Genomic DNA, 19,024 nt, shown 5'->3' on the forward strand with positions numbered 1-19,024 from the left:
AGCCATGCAATGGAAAAAAAGCGGATTGATACTACTAACAGTGTTAATGGCAATCGTTATGGCAGCGTGTTCAAGTGATGGAGAGAAAACGACGACTACTTCAGGTACTACAGATGGTCAAGCGGCAACAGATGCTCCACAGGAAATTGTTGTACGTGTGAATGATGATCCAGATTTTTTAGATCCACATAAAGCTACAGCGTCCATTTCTTATCAAATGATTCTAAATATCTTTGAGGGGCTAATGGCTCCTGAAACGGATGGCTCCTTAAAGGAGGGACTTGCTGAAAGCTATGAAATTTCTGAGAACGGCTTAACCTATACGTTTAAAATTCGCCAAGGTGTGAAGTTTCATAATGGTGATGATTTAACGATGGAGGATATTCAATATTCCTTTGACCGTTTAATGGGGAAAAATGGTGGGGAAAAAATGTCCAATAGCTTTGATAATGTAGCATCTACAGAGGCGCCTGATGCAAGTACATTTGTGATTAAGCTAAAAGAGCCAAATTCAAATTTCTTGTATTCATTAACAGGCAGACAATCAGCTATTATTCCAAAGAGCAATGATGGGAAGCATAATGAAAATCCAATTGGTACAGGTCCATTTGCCTTTGTGAAATATGCACCAGGTACAAATTTAGAGCTTAAGAAAAATGAACAGTATTGGCAAGAAGGATTACCTTATTTGAATAAAGTAACCTTTGCCTTCCAATCAGATGATCAGGCAGCCATTATGAGCTTAATGGCAAACGAAGTTGATTTAACGAGTGTTCCTTGGCACCGTGTAAGCGAGGTAGAGGGAAGCTATAATTTATCACACCAAAATAATAACTCTTCTCTTATTGTTACATTTAACGAAACAAAGGCACCATTTGACAATGTGAAGGTTCGTCAAGCAATCAATTACGCAATTAGTAAAGCCGATATTATTGACTCTGTGTTTGCAGGCTATGCTGTGCCACTTGGCTCTAATATGAGTCCAGCGATGGGCGATTTCCAAAAGAAGGGCTTAGAAAGCATGTATGAGCGAGATGTGGAAAAAGCGAAGGCGTTATTAGCAGAAGCAGGATATCCGGATGGCTTTAAAACAAAAATTACAGTGTCTTCACACAATGATATTTACTCAAATATTGCACAAATTGTCGTAGCTAATCTACAAGAGATCGGAATTGATGTAGAAATTGAAGTAGTGGAATGGGGAATTTGGCTAGATCGCGTTTACTTTGGTCGTGACTATGCAATGACAACGATTGACTTAACAGGTCGTGCATCTGCTTTTGAAGTGTTGAATGATTACATTTCTACAAACGATAGTGAAAACTTCTTCTTATTTAAAAATGAAGAATACGACAAAATTATGGCTGATGTTTTAAAGGAAACCGACCAAGCCAAGCAAATAGAGTACTATCATCGTGCACAGGAAATATTAGCTGAGCAGGCAACAGCAGTGTATATTGCGGATTATCAAATCGTTTGGGGATCTGACAAACAGGTGACGGGGCTCAAGAGCTATCCATTCTGGTTCCACGATATGTCAGAGGTCAAGTTTTCAAACTAGAAAGGGATGAGTGCTTATGATGTATATCCTACGTCGAATCATCCTGTTAATAACAACCATCCTTCTAGTATCCATTATTACATTTGGTGTTTTTCAAATTTTACCTGGTGATCCAGTTCGCACAATGCTAGGAACAGAGGCGGATCCCACTCAAATTGAAAATTTACGATCTGAGCTTGGCTTGGATCGTCCTCTTTATGAACAATATGTGGATTGGATGAAGGGCTTATTGACAGGGCAATTAGGGAATTCCATTCGATTTTCCATGCCAGTAAAAGAATTACTATTTGATCGACTTCCTGTCACCATGTCATTAGCAGGACTCACCCTTATCATTGTCTTAATCATCTCATTACCTTTAGGGATGTTTGCAGCAAGAAGACAAAATAAATTAAGTGATGTGTCATTATCGACTGTAACCCAGATCGGTATGGCAGTGCCTTCCTTTTGGCTAGGGATGATGCTTATTCTTTACATTGGCCTACAGTTCAGCTTCTTTAAAATAAGTGGCTATATACCTTGGACACAAAGTGTAGCAGGGGCGCTCAGTACCCTAATACTTCCAGCCTTAACGATTGCGATTCCACAAATTGCGGTGAATTTTCGTTATGTTCGTACAGCCATTTTGGAGCAGGTCCAGCTCGATTATGTCCGTACGATACGCAGTAAAGGGATGTCTGAACAAAATGTAATGTATAAGCATGTTTTGAAAAATTCCATGATTCCGATATTGACGGTTTTTGGGTTGATTATGGCGGAGGTTGTGGCAGGAACGATTATTGTGGAGCAGGTGTTTTCATTGCCAGGGATTGGTCAGTTATTGATTACGGCTATCAGTAATCGTGATTTTCCACTCGTACAAGGGATCGTTATGTATATTACAGTAGCTGTCGTCATGATTAATTTTATCGTCGATGTTTTATATTCTGTGTTGGACCCTAGAATTCGATTACGTTAAGAGGTGACTACCATGAAACAATTACAGCGCTATACTAAAAAAATCAATTTAGTCATTGGTCTCCTCGTCATTGTTGGCTTTCTGCTCGTCATGATTGTTAGCTTTTTTTATACACCCCATGATGTCAACGCGATGAATATACCTGAAAAATTGCGTGGTCCAGGTGGTGCCTATATGTTTGGAACAGATGAATTTGGGCGAGATATTTTTAGTCGCATTATGAAGGGGACACAAACAGCCTTTGCCGTGGGTCTATTAACGGTTGCGATTGGAACGATATTTGGTATTCTCATAGGCGGAATTGCAGGCTATGTTGGTGGCTGGATCGATGAAATATTTATGCGTACGATGGACGCTTTAATGGCCTTTCCAGGAATCATCTTAGCATTAATGCTTGTAGCAGTATTCGGCCCAGGAATAACGAATACTGCGATAGCGCTGGGGATTATCGCGATACCTGCTATTGCGAGGATTGCCCGCAGTGGCTTTGTGCAACAACGTGACTCGGAATATGTGCTGGCAGCGAAATTAATTGGTGTTAAGCCTTATAGCATCATGTTTCGTCATATTTTGCCAAACATTTCGTCGCAAATTATTGTGGCAGCAACCGTGACTTTTGCAACAGCCATGTTAGCCGAGGCAGCACTAAGCTATTTAGGGCTTGGGGTACAGCCACCAAACCCTAGCTGGGGCAGAATGTTAAAAGATTCACAAGCCTATTTAATCGGTGCCCCTTGGTATACGTATGCCCCTGGAGGAGCCATTACGATTCTTGTTTTAGGCTTATATATGCTCAGTAATGCTTTACGAGATTTTATGGACCCGCGTTCAAAATCGTAATAGATCAGGTGCTGTCTTTTGCAACAGTTCATATGCCTTAACAGCCATCTCAATATTGAGGCGATGGGGAGCTTGTAAAAAATCAGCACCTAGTATACTTTCTAAGCGTTCTATTCGTTTGTAAAGTGTTTGACGGACAATAAACAGCTGTTCTGCTGTATCATTTTTAGCTCCATTACAGGACAGATAAACAGCTAATGTTTGAAATAAATCATGGCTACTTTTTTGATCTAATACTAAAATTTCCTGTAAATAATCTTTTACAAATTGTAGGAGAGCTGTTTGATCCTGCTGTAATAACAATCGATAAACACCTAAATCTTTATAATAGATGGAGCTCGTCAATTGATGATGCTGCATTTGGATGGCTGATTTGGCTTCCTTATAGCCCAGATGAACACTTTCGATCGTTTGATAGACATTGCTAATACCACAGCTAAGGGTAAGTTGCTCAAAAAATTGTGCTGCTTTTCTTGCAATGATTTGTGAAATTGCTTGATCAAAAGCGTCGCGATTGTCTTTCATATAATCTGCGGCAATGAAAAAGGCTAAAATAATTATCTCGTGCTGTCTTACTGAAACAGTAGGGAAAAATCCAAGCTTTTTCAGAATCGAACGAACATACATGGCATTTTGTAGCTGGATTTCCTGCCATTCTTCTTCAGGTACAGTATTGGCTTCATCATGTAGATTGAACACGACGACTCGGTAAAATAAATTACGACTTTCGATTGGTAAATAGCTTTGGTAGTATTGAATATCTACTGGCTGACCTTGAATTAAGGCTAGTATGAATTCATCTTCCCGGCTTTGCTGTCGCTCCTGAAGCATGCGGTTACGCATTAAAATATGGGCAATCGACATAGTTGCTCGTTCAAGATTTAACAAGGTGTAATCACTCTGCTTTGGCAGTTCAGAATGCATACATAAATAGCCCCACACTTGTCCAAGTCCATTAACAGGAATAATGACAAAATGGTCTTTACCCAAGGATAGAAGGTGCAAGGGCTCTTGTAGTTCTAACTGCTGACAATGCTCCTCCATGACACGTAAGTATTTTTTAGCCTCCATAGGATAATAAAAGCTTTTTGTATCTTCTGAAACAAATAGAAAGGGAGCATTTGTATCTTGATGGAGCACTTGTAATATTTTTAAAATACCATTTGGCATTAATGATAATTCCATAAAAGTTTTGGATAGTGTATCTAGCTGTGTAAGTGCCTGCTGGTGTTGATTAATTATGTACGTGTGCAAATCTTGCGTAATATCAATAAATCGTACAATTTCTTCAAAGATGATGATAGGGAAATGATGGGCATTTGCCATGGCAATCAATTCTACGGGAACATGGTCAAAATAGTCGCCAATTTCTATACAAAGACCAGCTGCCTCATTACGAATAAGGTTTTGTAAGTAGGCTATTTGTGTTTCTCGTTCTAGCTGTAAACCGACACCCGTGGTTAAAATTAATTCACCACCATTGATTAAGGTTTCAAAATCTTTAATTTCTAATATATGTGTCCACAATACTTGGCGATCTAGGCCGTGCTGCCCTGCAATAAGCTTCGCCGATTCAAAATGCTTGCGCTTGAGGACATCACGTACGAGTAGAGGATGTTTCGACATCAATTAGCACCTGCCCTTCGAATGTACAATGTCTATTTCATTATGTTAGAGAAATCAGAAAATTTCAATATTAACTAGCTTAATAGGGAAAATGGTGATAGACAAAAAGACACCGATGATACACGATTGGAGGTCATGATATGGAGCGAAACGATCAGTTTACACATACTTTACAGCAAAAAGATCATGAAAACATTTGGCATCACATGTCTATCTATAACGACAAAGCACCTCCCATTATTGAGCAGGGAGAAGGGGCATGGATTACAGATAGTTTAGGCAATCGCTTTTTAGATGGCATGTCAGGCTTATGGGCAGTGAATGTAGGGTATGGGCGTGAGCGTCTTGCTAGGGTTGCCTATGAGCAGCTAAAAAAGCTTTGCTATGCTCCTTTAACACAAAGCCATGAACCTGCCATCAGGCTCGCTGAAAAAATAAACAGCTTACTTGAGGATGACTATATGATGTTTTATTCCACTAGTGGCTCAGATGCGAATGAAGTAGCGTTTAAGTTAATACGTCAATACCATCAACAAAATGGGGAAGGGAACCGCTACAAAATCATTGCTCGTTATCGGGGCTATCATGGCAGTTCACTTGGGGCATTAGCAGCTACAGGTCAGGCATTACGTAAATTTAAGTACGAGCCGCTGACACCGGGCTTCTTACATGTTGCTCCACCTGATCACTATCGTCGTCCAAAAGGGCAGTCAATTGAGGCATACAGCCTAGCACTTGCCCGAGAAATGGAAGAAAAAATTATTTGGGAGCAAAAAGAAACCATTGCGGCTGTCATTATGGAGCCACTCATCACGGGTGGTGGAGTGCTTATTCCACATCCAACTTATGTCAAAGAAGTCGAGCGCATTTGTAGAAAGCATGGAGTATTACTCATCATGGATGAAGTCATTTGTGGCTTTGGACGGACAGGTAAGCTATTTGGCCATCAGCATTTTGATATTCGACCAGATGTCATTACCATGGCGAAAGGATTAACGAGTGCCTACCTACCACTATCCATTACAGCTATACGGAAAGACATTTATGAAAAATTTAAAGAGACGGACGGCTATAGTCATTTTCGCCATATCAATACGTTTGGGGGCAATCCAGCAGCTTGTGCAGTGGCTTTAGAAAATATAAAAATCATGGAGGAGGAAGGACTTGTGCAGCGAGCAAGAGATTTGGGTATTCAATTCCTACATGATTTGCAAGACCTATTAGAGCTGCCTTTCGTTGGCGATATTCGTGGGCTTGGGTTACTCATTGGCATCGAGCTGGTCGAAGATAAACAATCTCAAACACCTGCTAAGCCTGAGCTAATCGCGAAAATCATGGCTGATTGTCAAGCAAATGGCTTAATTATTGGAAGAAATGGTGATACAGTTGAAGGCTTCAATAATATCATTACGTTAAGTCCGCCGCTGTGCTGTACAGACGAGGACTTTGATTTTATGGTTGCTGTATTAAAACGAGTATTTGCAGCCAATGTCTAGCCTAAGGCGATTCCAAATGTGCGAAAAACACGAGGAATCGCCTTTAATACTGTCGTTTATGCCCTTTCTTCACCTCTTCCCAGTCAATTTCGATGTTATGCAACACACGTGTTAGAAGACTGTGAATGCAGTTAATCTCCTCATTAGAAAACCCCTCAAGCGCACGAGCATTGGAATATTCGCCCTCCCGTTTTAAAAAAGGGTAGATGTCCATGCTTTTAGCTGTAGGAAAAAGTAATTTATTTTTCTTATTACCTTGTTCAATTCGTTTTTCAATAAAGCCTTTGGTCTCCAATTTTTGAATAGCTCGTGAAGCCGTTGTACGGTCTACCTTCAATAGCTCTGCGACTTTCTCTTGAATAATACCTGGATGTTCACAAATACGGATGACATATAAATATTGCCCCTTTGTCAAATCCAATTCCTTGAATTCAATATTGCTTATCGAGTCTAATGCCCGTGCTATGGCACCTATTTCACGTAAGATTTCTTTCATGTTCGATCCTCCTGAGATTTTTGTTGTAATTGCAATAAAAATCATTCTATACTAATACTATCATCTTCAAAGTGAAATTGCACCTAGAGAAGATGATAAGGCAGGAGAAACTAGGAGGAATAGTAATGACTATAAAAAAAGTGACAACTGAAGCAGAATTACAAACAGCGTTTGATTTTAGACGAAGCGTTTTTATTGAAGAGCAGCAAGTCCCTGAGGAAGAAGAATATGATGAATTTGATGCACTGGATGCTCCATGCGATCATATTTTGGTGTATTACAATGAGCAACCTGTTGGAACAGGGAGACTTCGAGTTTTAGAGGACTATGGCAAATTGGAGCGTATTTGTATATTAGAAGAATACCGCAAATATGGCCTTGGTAAGGAAGTTATTGTGGGCCTAGAGCAAATTGCTCGAGATAAAGGGCTAACAAAAGCAAAATTAAATGCTCAGTCCTATGCAGAAGGCTTTTATGAAAAATTAGGCTATCAGCGTGAAGGTGAAGAATTTATGGATTGTGGCATCCCCCATATTTTAATGAAAAAATACTGGTAACAGACGAAATTCACACGATTATAGAACATGCCAGACTTAGCGTCATACTTTGTAACTTTTTAATCGTTGCTTGGGTCTACTGCTGAAAGGGGGGATGTTGTTGAAGAAATGGATATGCCTTTGTTTCATGTGTTTGTTGTTACTGACTGCTTGCGGTAGTCAAGTCATCATCGAATGGGTTGATTTAATCAAATGGGATGGTAAGCAATATGAAGCTGTATATGAAGTAGCGTTAGCCGATCGTTCATTCATTGATAAGGAAATAGGGGAAGTTGATTTTAAAGTGGCAGATCATATCAAAAGAACTTCCTATCGCTTTAAGGATGGCGATGCAGCATTCCATGAGAAGGGAACAAAGCTTTATGCGATAAAGGGTCTTGACGATGCCATTGCGGTAGAGGATCAGTCGGTTATTAATGGCTATCGAATTTATATGATAAGAGCTGAAGCTCCGCCGCGACGGAATTTTGATCAGGTTCCATTAGAAGAAGTGAAGAAAATAGAATTCTACTCATCTACGGAAGAAGGCAATCGGAAAACGGCTAGCTATACAAACCAGTCTGACATGGCAGATATAAAGGCAATTTTAGTCAATAGTAAACCAGCCCCATCCTTTGAGCCAAACGGGGATACGAACCGTTATGATGTACTCCTTTATACAGACGATGCCATTGCTTTTCAATATGGCATACAATTTGATGGTACTACTTATTTTTGGTTTCCGTCAGAAAACGCGATTTTATCGAATGATATACAGCAGTTTATTTCCAAAGATTAGCATACTTCTCTAAAGAGAATTCCATGCTACTTTCTGTAATGGTTAGGCGATCAGGAAGATTAACACTTTAGCAAAATGCTCCAATTAAAGAAAGCTGCCCAAACGATAAGGCAGCTTTCCTTTATTTTTTCTTTACAACCGTACCTGCAAAGCTATCATGAGGAAGACGTTGACCATGCTGCTGCTCGAAGGCTTGGCGATCTTTTAGATAATCGAACGTACTGATAGTGTCTCGATAAGCCATGCGTTTAATAATTTGACATTCTGATAATGGACGACCATCTTCATTTTCGAGTGTCAATCCCATTGCTTTGTAGCCAATCGTTTGTCCGTTTTTACGGAGTTGTGCATATTCTAGCGCCCACAATACCACGGTTGGCGTAACGAGTGCATGAACAGCCTCATTTTTTACTTTTTTTCGTAGGAAGTATTCAACCCCAAACGTGACAGCTGTTGAAACAGCTGTATCGATTAAAAATGCAGCTGTGCGTTTTTTTGTCATCGATTCCATATAAGCCCTCCTTTAATGACCTGTCACTAGTACATACGAACAATAAGGACAAAAAGTTTCGATTTATCCTAGATTCATATCTAATGAAAGTACAGGATAGGATGGAATTGCCCCATGCTTTGTTGTTGAAATGCCCGCATATCCGTTTGCAAAAGATAGCAGAGACATTGCATACTGTTCACAATGAGCTACCACTTGATCTACTGTTAGTTGATGATGAAGAAATTGACTTAAAATCGCGCCAATAAAAGCATCACCAGCCCCAGTTGTATCAACGGTTTGTACCTTGTTAGCAGGAGCCTTCATATGATGCTTTTTCGTATATAAGGCAGCCCCAGCAGCACCATGTGTAATGATAATAACTTCTACATATCCCTTGAATAACGTTTGAACAGCTTCCTGTTCATCTTCTAGAGTTGTTAAAAACAACAGTTCTTCCTCTGAAAGCTTGACAATATGGGCTTTTGGTAAAAAGGCTAGAATGGTTTCACAACACGCCGTCTTATCCTGCCATAAAGGAAGGCGCACATTCGGATCGAAGGATATAAGGCTTCCTGCTTGATGTGCCTGTTCAATAAGGGCAAGATGTGCTTGTTTCATAGGACTCTCTACAAGATTAACAGAGCAAAAGTGAACGATATCGTGCGCTGTTAATAGCTGCGAGGGGAGGTATTCCTGTTTGTATAAGAGATCTGCAGCATGTCGGCGAAAAAATTGAAAATCTCGTTCGCCATGTTCATTTAATGAAACAAAGGCAAGACTTGTTTCACCATCCGTTGATTGACGAATAAACTGTGTATCTACACCTGCTTGCTGCAACGTTTTGATTAGGAAGTCACCAAAGGCATCCTGACCGACTTGTGTAAGAAGGGCCGCCTGCTGTCCTAGCTTTGCACAGACAGCGGCTACATTGGCAGGTGCTCCTCCTGCATGTTTAGTAAAATGCTCAATGTTGGCTAGGGAGCCGTGCTGCTGTGTCGGTGTAAAGTCAACTAATAATTCTCCAATTGTGAAGAGCTTGCCCATTATGAGACCTCCTGTGGTAGTCGCTTTTTCTTAGGAACATAAATGGTATAAAAAATACCAGCGAAAATGAGAAGGATCCCCATCGTTTGCGTAAAGCTTGGCATAAAATCAAGCAATAGCATATCCAGTAAAATGGCGACAACAGGGTCGACAAAAACCAATACAGAGACAAGAATCGTAGACAGGCTACGAATACTATCAAAAATAAATAGTAAACAAATCCTGTATGAATAAAGCCTGTGCCGAGTATATAAAACCAATTGGTTGACGTTAATCCATCAAACAGCGAGAAGTCGATAAAAGGCAGTAGTATCACGATTCCAACTGTTGTTTGAATATAGGTTAACGCATACGAGCTAAGCTTCGTGATGGTTTTGCTTGTTAGCATTGTAAGGGCATAAAATACTGCTGACAGTAATGCCCAGATAAAGCCAGATTGCATAAATTCTGAGAACGACACAAAATTATTGAGACCGATGATAAAAATACTACCGATAAAGCAAGTGATTGTTGCGACAAGTGCCTGAATGGTCATTTTTTCCTTCAAAAAGATAGCGCCTAAAATTAACACAAATATGGGGGCTAAATTATAGATGGAAATGGCAATTGAAATGGACATTTCCTCAAAGGCTTTAAATAAAAATACCCAGTTTAACACAATAAAGACACCGCAAATAAGCGTTTGAAAAATTTCTTTCTTATCCCATACCTCTGTTTTATGTCCACCAGTGATGAGCCACATACCACCTAGAAAGAGGGTTGCGCAAATGCATCTAACAAAGACAAGCTCTGTAGCGGGAACACCAGTGTGAACGGTAAAAAAGCCGATGGAACCAAACAGTGCCATGGAGACTGTTAGTTTAATGATTGCTGAGATGTTCATACGAAACCTTCCTTCTATTATTTTATGAAACTATAAGAACTATTCACGAATTTGGCCGTTGCCATGAATAACATATTTTGTTGATGTTAATGCAGGCAAGCCCATTGGTCCACGGGCATGTAGCTTTTGTGTACTAATACCGATTTCTGCACCATAGCCAAATTCAAAGCCGTCTGTGAAGCGGGTGGAGGCATTATGATACACTGCTGCTGCATCAACATTGTTTAAGAACGTCTCGGCGGTTAATTGATCTTCTGTAATGATGGCCTCAGAATGATTTGTGCCAAAGTATTGAATATGCTCAATCGCTTCATAGACATTTTCCACCAATTTAACGCTTATTTTTAAATCAAGGAACTCTGTCGCATAATCTTCCGCCGTAGCTGGAAGGGCAGCTGCAAATTGCTGACATACTTGCTCATCACCGATGATGGCTACACCTGCATGATGAAGGGACGTTAAAAGCTGGACGCCATGTTCTTGAAACCAAGTAGGATGAATGAGTAAGCTTTCTGCTGCATTACAAACAGAAGGACGCTGTGTTTTAGCATTCAGACAGATTTTTTCTGCTTTTATGTAATCCGCCATTTCATCCACGTAAATGTGACAGTTGCCTGCACCTGTTTCCAGTACAGGAACAGTCGCTTCATTGACAACTAAATCGATCAGGGCTTTGCCACCGCGAGGAATGAGCACATCTAAGTACTCTTTTAAATGGAAGAGTTCTTTGGCTGTTTCGCGGCTTGTATCCTCAATTAATTGAACAGCATCTGTAGGGATGGATGTTTTAGCAAGCGCGCGATGAATACTTGCAACAAGAGCCATATTAGAAAACTTAGCAGAGGAGCTTCCACGCAAAATAACTGCATTGCCCGTTTTTAGGGAAAGTGTTGCTGCATCGATCGTGACATTTGGTCGAGCTTCATAGATCATACCAATAACACCAAGTGGCACAATTCGTTTTTCAATGCGCAGCCCATTGTCTTTTTCAATGCGTTCAACAATTGTACCTACTGGATCGTTTAAGGAGATGAGTAAATGAATGGCATCGGCCATTGCCGCAATCCGTTCTTCATTGAGCATGATGCGATCTAACGTAGACGCAGGAATACCTTGCTGCTCACCCTGTGCCAAATCCTTTGCATTTTCAGCCATGATGTCAGGTTGATCGATTAATAGCTGTTCTGCAATTTTTTTCAGTGCCTCATTTTTCTCGCAGGTTGTTTTAATATTTAACATGTAGCTTGCGGCTTTTGCGCGTTGTCCTTTTTCTTGAATTTCACTTGTCATTTGTCATTCCTCCTTAATTCGTTTGAATTTTCAGCCATTTGTCTCGGTGAATTACCTCAATAGGGCTTTTCAGCAATGTATCAGTCCGTTTTCCCATGGCAGAGATAAGCTCTTGGGATGAGTACAGTACTTCGCCGCGTCCTAGTAAGTCCTTCTCGCTATAGACTTCAACAACATCACCATTTACAAAATCACCTTCTACACGATAGACGCCAGCAGGTAATAGACTTTTCCCATTATTCATTAAAGCCTGTTCAGCACCACTATCTATAAAAATTTTACCAGAAATTTCCGTAAGTGCAATCCACTGTTTATGATTTGTTAACACAGCAAGCTCGTCATGCTCCACATAAGTGCCATCACCATGTCCTGCTAAAATATCGACGAGCTTCTGTGCACCATGACCTGTTCCGATAAATACCTTCACCCCTGCACGTAGCGCTGTTCGTGCAGCCAGAAGCTTGGAGGCCATGCCACCTGTGCCAACCTTTGATCCTGTACCATCCGCAAAGCTTAGTAGATCATCTGTAATAGCTGCTAATCGATCAATGCGCTCTGCCTGAGGGTTTTTATTGGGATTGGCATTATAAAGGCCATTGATATCTGTTAAAATGATGAGCTGATCTGCGTGGACAAGTCCACTGACGAGTGCTGAAAGCATATCGTTATCTCCAAAGGTTAATTCACTAATTGACACTGTATCGTTTTCATTAATAATCGGTAGCATGGATCGTTCTAACAATTCCTCGAAAGTCGCATAGGCATTTTTATAGCATTCTTTTTTAGAAAAATCTGTTCGTGTCAATAATATCTGTGCAGGCATGATATCGTAAATACTAAATAAGGCACTGTACGTTTGAATAAGTAGGCTCTGTCCTACAGCAGCAGCTGCCTGCTTTCCTTTCACTGTCACAGGGCGAGCAGGGTAGCCTAGTTGTTTAAAACCCGCCGCTACAGCACCTGACGAGACAAGCAACACTTCATGACCCAATTTCTTCAACTCGGCGATTGCCTGCACATGGTCCATTAAGCGAACTTTATCGATTTCACCCTTCACATTCGTTAAAGAGCTACTACCAATCTTAACAACAATTCTTTTTCTCTCCATCTCACTACCTCCATCATTGCTGAATCAAGATAAAAAAAGCCTTTTCATCCTAAAAATTAGGACGAAAAGACTTGCCTTCCGTGGTACCACCTACATTGAATATCATGCGACATTCCACTTTTCTCATAACGCTCGAGACTGCGCCTAGTTTGGCTAGGACGTTTCACGAAGTAGGTTTCATTAGTCTTTCTTGTACAATGCCTTTCAGCCGATGGGCATCGCTCTCTTTTCAAGCAGTGGCTAACTACTGGTCTTCGTTCGTTTTCTCATCTATTGACTAAAGGATGCACTACTTCTATAAGTCTGTCAAGCTGAATGGATAAATTACTTGAAAGTTTTGATAAATTAAGAAAGGGATGCGCTAAAACGCTAAAGAGGTCGCTTATTCAATTATTTAAACCACCAAATCGCAATGAAAAGGGGAAGCATAGCCAGTACAATGACAAAGAAACTCCAAATGACTTGTTTCCCCGAAGACATATTTTTGGGTTTAATGCTCATTTGTTCATACAGCTGGTTAATGGCCCGTTGCTCTTTCGCATAAAGCATTGCTTGAAATTCTTCGTAATCTTGTATATAGCTAGATGGGGCACGTGGACTGAAGCGTAAATTTCGAATGGAATCTGTAATCTCTTTGTCAGCCATCCAATACGTGATGACAGGTGCTAAGCCTGCGTTTTGTGTGGCCTTTACCTCAATGTCATGGGATTTCATTTTATAGTAAACCTGTCCATGCTCATCCTCATATTGCGTGACAATATCACTTACTGCCATTATCAATCACCTCTTATGGAAGTTATCTGGTTTATCATGAGTTTCTACTATTATAATGGATTAGGGAAGAAAAGTATCGCTTGAGCGAGCATAAATTGTGAAACCAAAATTTAAAAAAAGTTTTGGATAAAGTCATAAACTTACATCTAGTGAGAACAACGTCATGTAGTATAATGTATATAGTTTTTTAAAAGAAGTTGAAGGAAGGGAAAGTTTTGGACATCTCAACGTTATTTGCGTTTTTAGGGGCTGCGATGATTTTAACCATTATGCCAGGGCCCGATAATTTATTTGTGCTTGCCCAAAGTATTACACAAGATAAAAAAGCGGGTATTGCCACATCTCTTGGATTGTGTACAGGGCTACTTGTTCATATTAGTGCAGCAGTACTTGGTATTTCTGCGATAATTTATCAATCGACCATTATTTTTACCATCGTCAAATTTGCAGGAGCAGCGTATTTATTATATTTAGCTTGGCAATCATTTCGTGCTAAAGGAGACCCTTTTACGTTGCAACAGCAAAATACGCAAGCCTATATTAAATTATATAAAAAAGGAATATTAATGAATATTTTAAATCCAAAAGTATCGTTATTTTTCCTAGCGCTGTTACCACAGTTTGTTAATCCATCGCAAGGACATGTGGCGTTTCAAATGCTTATTTTGGGTATTGTATTTTTAATACAAGCGCTTGTATTATTTTCATTGTTTAGTATATTTGCAGGGAAAGTTAGACAAGTCATTATTGGTAAACCTGCGATTGCTAAACGACTAAATACAGTTCAAGGTATTCTATTCACATTTATCGGGATACAGATTGCCATCAGCAAACAGTAGGGAGGAATGGACATGGCTATTTTACATATTACCTTTAGCTTAGCAACGCAGGGTTCTATGAAACTTGCAATTCGTCAACATCGTTTGCAGCGAAGTGAATCAGTTCTAAGTGTCCATGATGATCTCTCGATTGGACCTCTTCAAAACTTTGAAGAACGTAAAACTTGGTTAGCCACGCATATTTTAGATGATGATGACCAGCAATTGTATGATGAGATGTATGAAAACTGGAGGAAAAAAATCGCTAATTTACCTTGTGATGTGGATGTGTGGATTTGGTATAGTCACAATACGCATGAACAGATAGGACTGCGCTATGTGATGAGTGAGTTAATTCATAAATGCAGTATGGTGTATGGTATTGATGCAACGGAGAATCTGAAGAGTATTCACCCCAATTTAGACATTCGCCATACAGGCGAGCTTTCCTCGGAAATGCTAATGAAGCTTCGCCCTAGTGCAAAACGATTCTCTGTGCAAGAATGTCAGCAACTCGCTAAGGAATGGGAAAACATCAAAGAACAGCCAAGTACATTACGGTTATGGAAAAGTGAACTATTGCATGTAGAGGAAGATGCAATGGATGCATACATTATCGCCAGTGCAAAAAATTTGCATTTACAGCAAAATGAAGAGTGGCTAATGCCTACGCATATTTTGGCACAGACATTTGAAACATTTGTCCATTATGTAGGAAATGATTTTGTAGAGTATCGCTTACTGACGCTCGTCGAACAGGGAGTATTTGCAATGAAAGGCGATACAAATGACATTTTTTCCTATCAGGTTAAATTACTGTAGCATAAAAAAGATCAGGGCTGCCAAAGCCTTGATCTTTTTTATATTATTTATTGTCATAAAAATCAAAGACAAATTGTTTAAACTGACGTGCAGATGGCGATAAATAACGATTTTCTATCCAAGCCATGCCGATAATTCGTTCACATACCATATCCTCAACATGGATTTTAACGATTTTTTTGGGGTTTAAATCCTCATCATCGGGTAGTAAGGAAACGCCAAGCCCCGCACCAACAAATCCAGCGATTGTCGATACTTCATCACCTTCATAAGAAATTTTAGGCTTAATGCCCGCAGCATTTAATAAGCGATCAGCTGAGCGGCGTAATGCATAGCCTTTTTTCATTAAGACAAAACTTTCATGCTCCAATTCTTTCATTTTGATGCTTTTACGATGGGCTAATGGATGGTCAATTGGGACCATTATAAAGAGCTCATCTCGCCATAATTCCTTCCAACAAACTGGCGGCTCTGTATCGATCGCGGCTAGTAGGCACAAGTCTAACTCACCTGCCAGTAATTGTTTTAACTGTGAATGGGAGTAGTTTTGTGTGAAATGAAAACGGATATGGGGATGTTTTTGACGGAAGGCACGAATCAAGTCGGGTACAATACTCGTTCCAAGTGTATGTAAAAAACCGAGTGATACATCTCCAAGTTCTGGATTATTAAGCTCCTGTAATTCTAAAACAGCCTTTTCATATTCTTTACGCATGCGCTGGACACGATATAAAAATAGCTCTCCATATCGGTTTAGCATAATCGAGCGCCCTTGTCTGTCGAAAAGCGGTACACCTAATTCTTCCTCCAGCTTTGAAATTGAACGACTAAGTGCTGGCTGTGAAATCGCTAATGCTTCGGCAGCCCGTGTCATATGCTCTAACTTTGCAACGGTTACAAAATATTCTAATTGTTGCCACTCCATTTTTTCACCTCTTTTCTTGTGATTTTTAAGTTATCTGCATTATAACGGGAAACAGACGGGAAGTATAGGTAACAAAAAATTTTTAAAAGGACGTTGCAATTATTTAGCAGAAAGGAAAAGTTAAGTAGCAGAAAGTGTGATAGTACAGCCGTTAAGTTGACATCATTCATGCACAATAAACATTGATTTGATAAAAACTATAAATTGTACATTATGAATAAAGGGTGATAAGATAGACACATAAAATACACAATTATTAATTTCCGTGAAGGGGATATCATAAAATGAAGTTAACAAAGCCACAACCTCTAACAATCGAGGGAGGCAAAAAAGCCGTACTATTACTGCATGGATTCACAGGTAGCACAAAAGATGTGAAAAAGCTAGGAGAATTTTTATCTCAACGAGGTTACACTGTGCATGCACCAATTTATAGTGGGCATGGCGTAGAACCAGAAGCATTATTAGAAACAAAACCAGAAGATTGGTGGAACGATGTAGTAGAAGGTTATAACTTCCTACAAAAGAAAGGCTATGAAGAAATCGCTGTTGTTGGGATTTCACTTGGAGGCGTCTTTTCGTTAAAGGTCGCAGAGACATTCCCAGTAAAAGCATGTGTAGCGATGTGTGCACCGATTACACGTGATAATTCAAAAGGCTTATTTACACGTTTGTACCACTATGCTCGTTTATATAAACACTTTGAAAATAAATCAAAAGATCAAATTATTTCAGAATTACATGAATTACGTATTTCACCGAAGGATTCATTGGACGGCGTAACACGTTTAACAACAGAAACGCGTGAAGAATTATCAACGATCAAAGCACCAACTCTTGTGTTACAAGGCTCACTAGATGATGACCTATATCAAGAAAGCGCACCTTTTATTTTAAATACTGTGGAAACAGACGACAAAGAAATCATTTGGTATGAAAACTCTGGCCACATTATTACATTGGACAAAGAACGCGATAAAGTGTATGAAGATGTTTATAAATTTTTAGATCATATTGAATGGTCAGTTGCAAACTAAGAAGGGGCTGTCAGTAGACAGCTCTTTTTTTGTTGAATCTCACTGGATAAACGAAAAAACTATTGTAATTATAATAAATGCTTGATAACATGATGAAATTGTAGTGAAAAATCATTCGATTAAAATAATTTGCTATAGTCTAAAACTTCTAAGGAGCACATCAATTATGCAACAAAAAATACCTTTTTCAACTTACGCAGTCATTGGTACCATGTTATTTGGACTGTATTTTGGAGCAGGGAACCTAATTTTTCCTATTCAAATGGGTCAATTTGCTGGGACTAATTTTTGGTTTGGATTAATCGGATTTTTAGTGACTGCTATCGGCTTACCATTCCTCGGAATTTTGGCAATTGGCTTATCAGGTAGTAATGGTTTACGTGATCTAGCCAATCGTGTTCATCCTATATTTGGTATTATTTTTTCATTGGCACTGTACTTAACAATCGGACCATTCTTTGCCATCCCACGTACAGCAACTGTACCTTTTGTAGTAGGGTTTGAGCCATATATTCAAGCACAGCATGCAACACTGCTACTTGCTGTATTTAGCTTTATATTTTTTGCCATTGTCTACTATTTTTCTTTAAATCCAGCGAAAATAATGGATTATATCGGTAAATATTTAACGCCTGCATTTTTAGTTGTTTTATTTATTTTAATTATTACAAGCATTACGAAGCCAATGGGCCATTTCCAGCAGCCAATTGGTGAATATATGGATGCCGCCTTTATGACAGGCTTTAAAGAAGGCTATAATACGATGGACGCCCTTGCCTCACTAGCCTTCGGGATTGTTGTCATTAATGCAATTAAAAGTGCAGGGATTACAGATCGTAAGGAAATTGCCAAGGCTACATGGACATCAGGTATTTTTGCGATGGCTTTAATGACGCTGATTTATGGTCTCATAACATATATGGGCGCTTCCAGTATTAATGCTGTCGGGACTTTTGATAATGGTGGTTTAATCTTTGCGGCAGTGGCCGATCATTATTTCGGCTCATTTGGAGCTATTTTATTGGCGGTCATCATCGTTCTCGCTTGCTTAAAAACAAGTATCGGCTTAATTACATCTTGTAGTGAGTTTTTCCATGAGGTATTTCCAAAAATTAGTTACAAATGGTTTGTGTTTCTGTTGTGTGCTGTATCCTTTACGATTGCGAATTTTGGTTTAAACAATATTATCAAATATGCTATTCCAGTTTTAATGTTCTTATATCCATTAGCAATCGTCCTAATCTTGCTCGCTCTAAGCTCATCCTTCTTTAAGAATAAGCAAACAGTGTATGCCATAGCGATGATTTTTACATTTTTCATTAGCCTGATTGATGGCTATAAAGCTCTGGTAGAAAGTGTGCCAGATGCGAAGTTAGGTATATTGGATGCAGTAGAGAAATACTATTCTGCGATGCTACCTTTTTATGATATTGGCTTAGGATGGATACTGCCAGCGTTAATAGGGGCAGTAATTGGAAGCATGATTCCGTCTCGAAAAGTTATATAATGAAAGAAACA

Annotated in this window: 18 protein-coding genes and 1 pseudogene; 10 read left to right on the forward strand and 9 right to left on the reverse strand. The window is 39.5% G+C overall.

Translation table 11 applies throughout. The annotated features are described in order from the left end of the window. The first annotated feature begins 4 nt into the window (after positions 1–4). From LBYS11_RS07945 to LBYS11_RS07955, 3 genes are read left to right on the forward strand one after another with little or no spacing between them, the layout of a single operon-like run. Entirely contained in the window at positions 5–1,561 is a 1,557-nt protein-coding gene (locus tag LBYS11_RS07945) for an ABC transporter substrate-binding protein (protein WP_103117799.1), read from the forward strand. A gap of 16 nt (positions 1,562–1,577) precedes the next feature. Continuing rightward, positions 1,578–2,519 (forward strand): ABC transporter permease, encoded by a 942-nt coding sequence (locus tag LBYS11_RS07950; RefSeq protein ID WP_009374228.1) that lies wholly within the window; start codon positions 1,578–1,580, stop codon positions 2,517–2,519. A 12-nt stretch (positions 2,520–2,531) separates the two neighbouring features. Further along, the gene (locus LBYS11_RS07955; protein WP_103117800.1) at positions 2,532–3,359 is read left to right on the forward strand and encodes an ABC transporter permease; all 828 of its coding nucleotides are present in this window, start codon (positions 2,532–2,534) and stop codon (positions 3,357–3,359) included. Here the strand turns inward: LBYS11_RS07955 and LBYS11_RS07960 are convergent. Next, complete coding sequence (locus LBYS11_RS07960; protein WP_004229580.1) at positions 3,348–4,985, reverse strand: PucR family transcriptional regulator; 1,638 nt, start codon at positions 4,983–4,985, stop codon at positions 3,348–3,350. The genes LBYS11_RS07955 and LBYS11_RS07960 overlap by 12 nt on opposite strands. A gap of 140 nt (positions 4,986–5,125) precedes the next feature. Here LBYS11_RS07960 and LBYS11_RS07965 point away from each other — a divergent pair, with 140 nt between their 5' ends. Further along, entirely contained in the window at positions 5,126–6,481 is a 1,356-nt protein-coding gene (locus tag LBYS11_RS07965) for an aspartate aminotransferase family protein (RefSeq protein WP_048390134.1), read from the forward strand. A 43-nt stretch (positions 6,482–6,524) separates the two neighbouring features. Here LBYS11_RS07965 and LBYS11_RS07970 read toward each other — a convergent pair whose 3' ends face one another. After that, a complete protein-coding gene (locus LBYS11_RS07970) occupies positions 6,525–6,977 on the reverse strand; it encodes a MarR family winged helix-turn-helix transcriptional regulator (RefSeq protein ID WP_004229576.1) in 453 nt (150 codons plus the stop codon). A 125-nt stretch (positions 6,978–7,102) separates the two neighbouring features. On the opposite strand from LBYS11_RS07970, the gene LBYS11_RS07975 reads away from it, so the two are divergent. Together LBYS11_RS07975 and LBYS11_RS07980 are read left to right on the forward strand one after the other, a co-directional pair. Beyond that, positions 7,103–7,534, forward strand: coding sequence for a GNAT family N-acetyltransferase (locus LBYS11_RS07975; protein WP_103117801.1), 432 nt, complete (start codon positions 7,103–7,105; stop codon positions 7,532–7,534). 94 nt (positions 7,535–7,628) lie between these two features. Then, positions 7,629–8,312, forward strand: a complete 684-nt coding sequence (locus tag LBYS11_RS07980) for a hypothetical protein (protein ID WP_233732562.1) — start codon at positions 7,629–7,631, stop codon at positions 8,310–8,312. Positions 8,313–8,433: 121 nt separating this feature from the next. Here LBYS11_RS07980 and LBYS11_RS07985 read toward each other — a convergent pair whose 3' ends face one another. The 6 genes and pseudogenes from LBYS11_RS07985 to LBYS11_RS08010 form a co-directional block, all read right to left on the reverse strand. Continuing rightward, on the reverse strand, positions 8,434–8,823 hold the full coding sequence (locus tag LBYS11_RS07985) for an RDD family protein (RefSeq protein ID WP_048390139.1): 390 nt from the start codon (positions 8,821–8,823) through the stop codon (positions 8,434–8,436). 63 nt (positions 8,824–8,886) lie between these two features. Next, complete coding sequence (locus LBYS11_RS07990) at positions 8,887–9,849, reverse strand: carbohydrate kinase family protein (RefSeq protein WP_103117803.1); 963 nt, start codon at positions 9,847–9,849, stop codon at positions 8,887–8,889. Continuing rightward, positions 9,849–10,732 (reverse strand): annotated as a pseudogene (locus LBYS11_RS07995) (DMT family transporter). The gene LBYS11_RS07990 and the pseudogene LBYS11_RS07995 overlap by 1 nt, the downstream one beginning before the upstream one ends. 39 nt (positions 10,733–10,771) lie before the next feature. Then, the gene (locus LBYS11_RS08000) at positions 10,772–12,022 is read right to left on the reverse strand and encodes a glutamate-5-semialdehyde dehydrogenase (RefSeq protein ID WP_054550833.1); all 1,251 of its coding nucleotides are present in this window, start codon (positions 12,020–12,022) and stop codon (positions 10,772–10,774) included. A gap of 13 nt (positions 12,023–12,035) precedes the next feature. Next, on the reverse strand, positions 12,036–13,130 hold the full coding sequence (gene proB, locus LBYS11_RS08005; protein WP_048390146.1) for a glutamate 5-kinase: 1,095 nt from the start codon (positions 13,128–13,130) through the stop codon (positions 12,036–12,038). Between the two features lie 390 nt (positions 13,131–13,520). Then, positions 13,521–13,904, reverse strand: coding sequence for a hypothetical protein (locus LBYS11_RS08010; RefSeq protein ID WP_004229554.1), 384 nt, complete (start codon positions 13,902–13,904; stop codon positions 13,521–13,523). Positions 13,905–14,119: 215 nt separating this feature from the next. Here LBYS11_RS08010 and LBYS11_RS08015 point away from each other — a divergent pair, with 215 nt between their 5' ends. Continuing rightward, on the forward strand, positions 14,120–14,743 hold the full coding sequence (locus LBYS11_RS08015) for a LysE family translocator (protein ID WP_048390149.1): 624 nt from the start codon (positions 14,120–14,122) through the stop codon (positions 14,741–14,743). 12 nt (positions 14,744–14,755) lie between these two features. After that, positions 14,756–15,544 carry a DUF1835 domain-containing protein gene (locus LBYS11_RS08020; RefSeq protein WP_054550835.1) on the forward strand — a complete coding sequence of 263 codons (789 nt, stop codon included), beginning with the start codon at positions 14,756–14,758 and terminating at the stop codon, positions 15,542–15,544. 43 nt (positions 15,545–15,587) lie between these two features. Here LBYS11_RS08020 and LBYS11_RS08025 read toward each other — a convergent pair whose 3' ends face one another. Further along, positions 15,588–16,469, reverse strand: coding sequence for a LysR family transcriptional regulator (locus LBYS11_RS08025; protein ID WP_048390154.1), 882 nt, complete (start codon positions 16,467–16,469; stop codon positions 15,588–15,590). Between the two features lie 284 nt (positions 16,470–16,753). Here LBYS11_RS08025 and LBYS11_RS08030 point away from each other — a divergent pair, with 284 nt between their 5' ends. Both LBYS11_RS08030 and brnQ read left to right on the forward strand, forming a co-directional pair. Next, positions 16,754–17,506 (forward strand): alpha/beta hydrolase, encoded by a 753-nt coding sequence (locus LBYS11_RS08030; RefSeq protein WP_048390156.1) that lies wholly within the window; start codon positions 16,754–16,756, stop codon positions 17,504–17,506. Between the two features lie 166 nt (positions 17,507–17,672). Then, entirely contained in the window at positions 17,673–19,013 is a 1,341-nt protein-coding gene (brnQ, locus tag LBYS11_RS08035; RefSeq protein WP_054550837.1) for a branched-chain amino acid transport system II carrier protein, read from the forward strand. The last annotated feature ends 11 nt before the right edge of the window (positions 19,014–19,024 follow it).

Source organism: Lysinibacillus sp. YS11 (assembly GCF_002896375.1).
Classification (GTDB): Bacteria; Bacillota; Bacilli; order Bacillales_A; family Planococcaceae; genus Lysinibacillus; species Lysinibacillus capsici.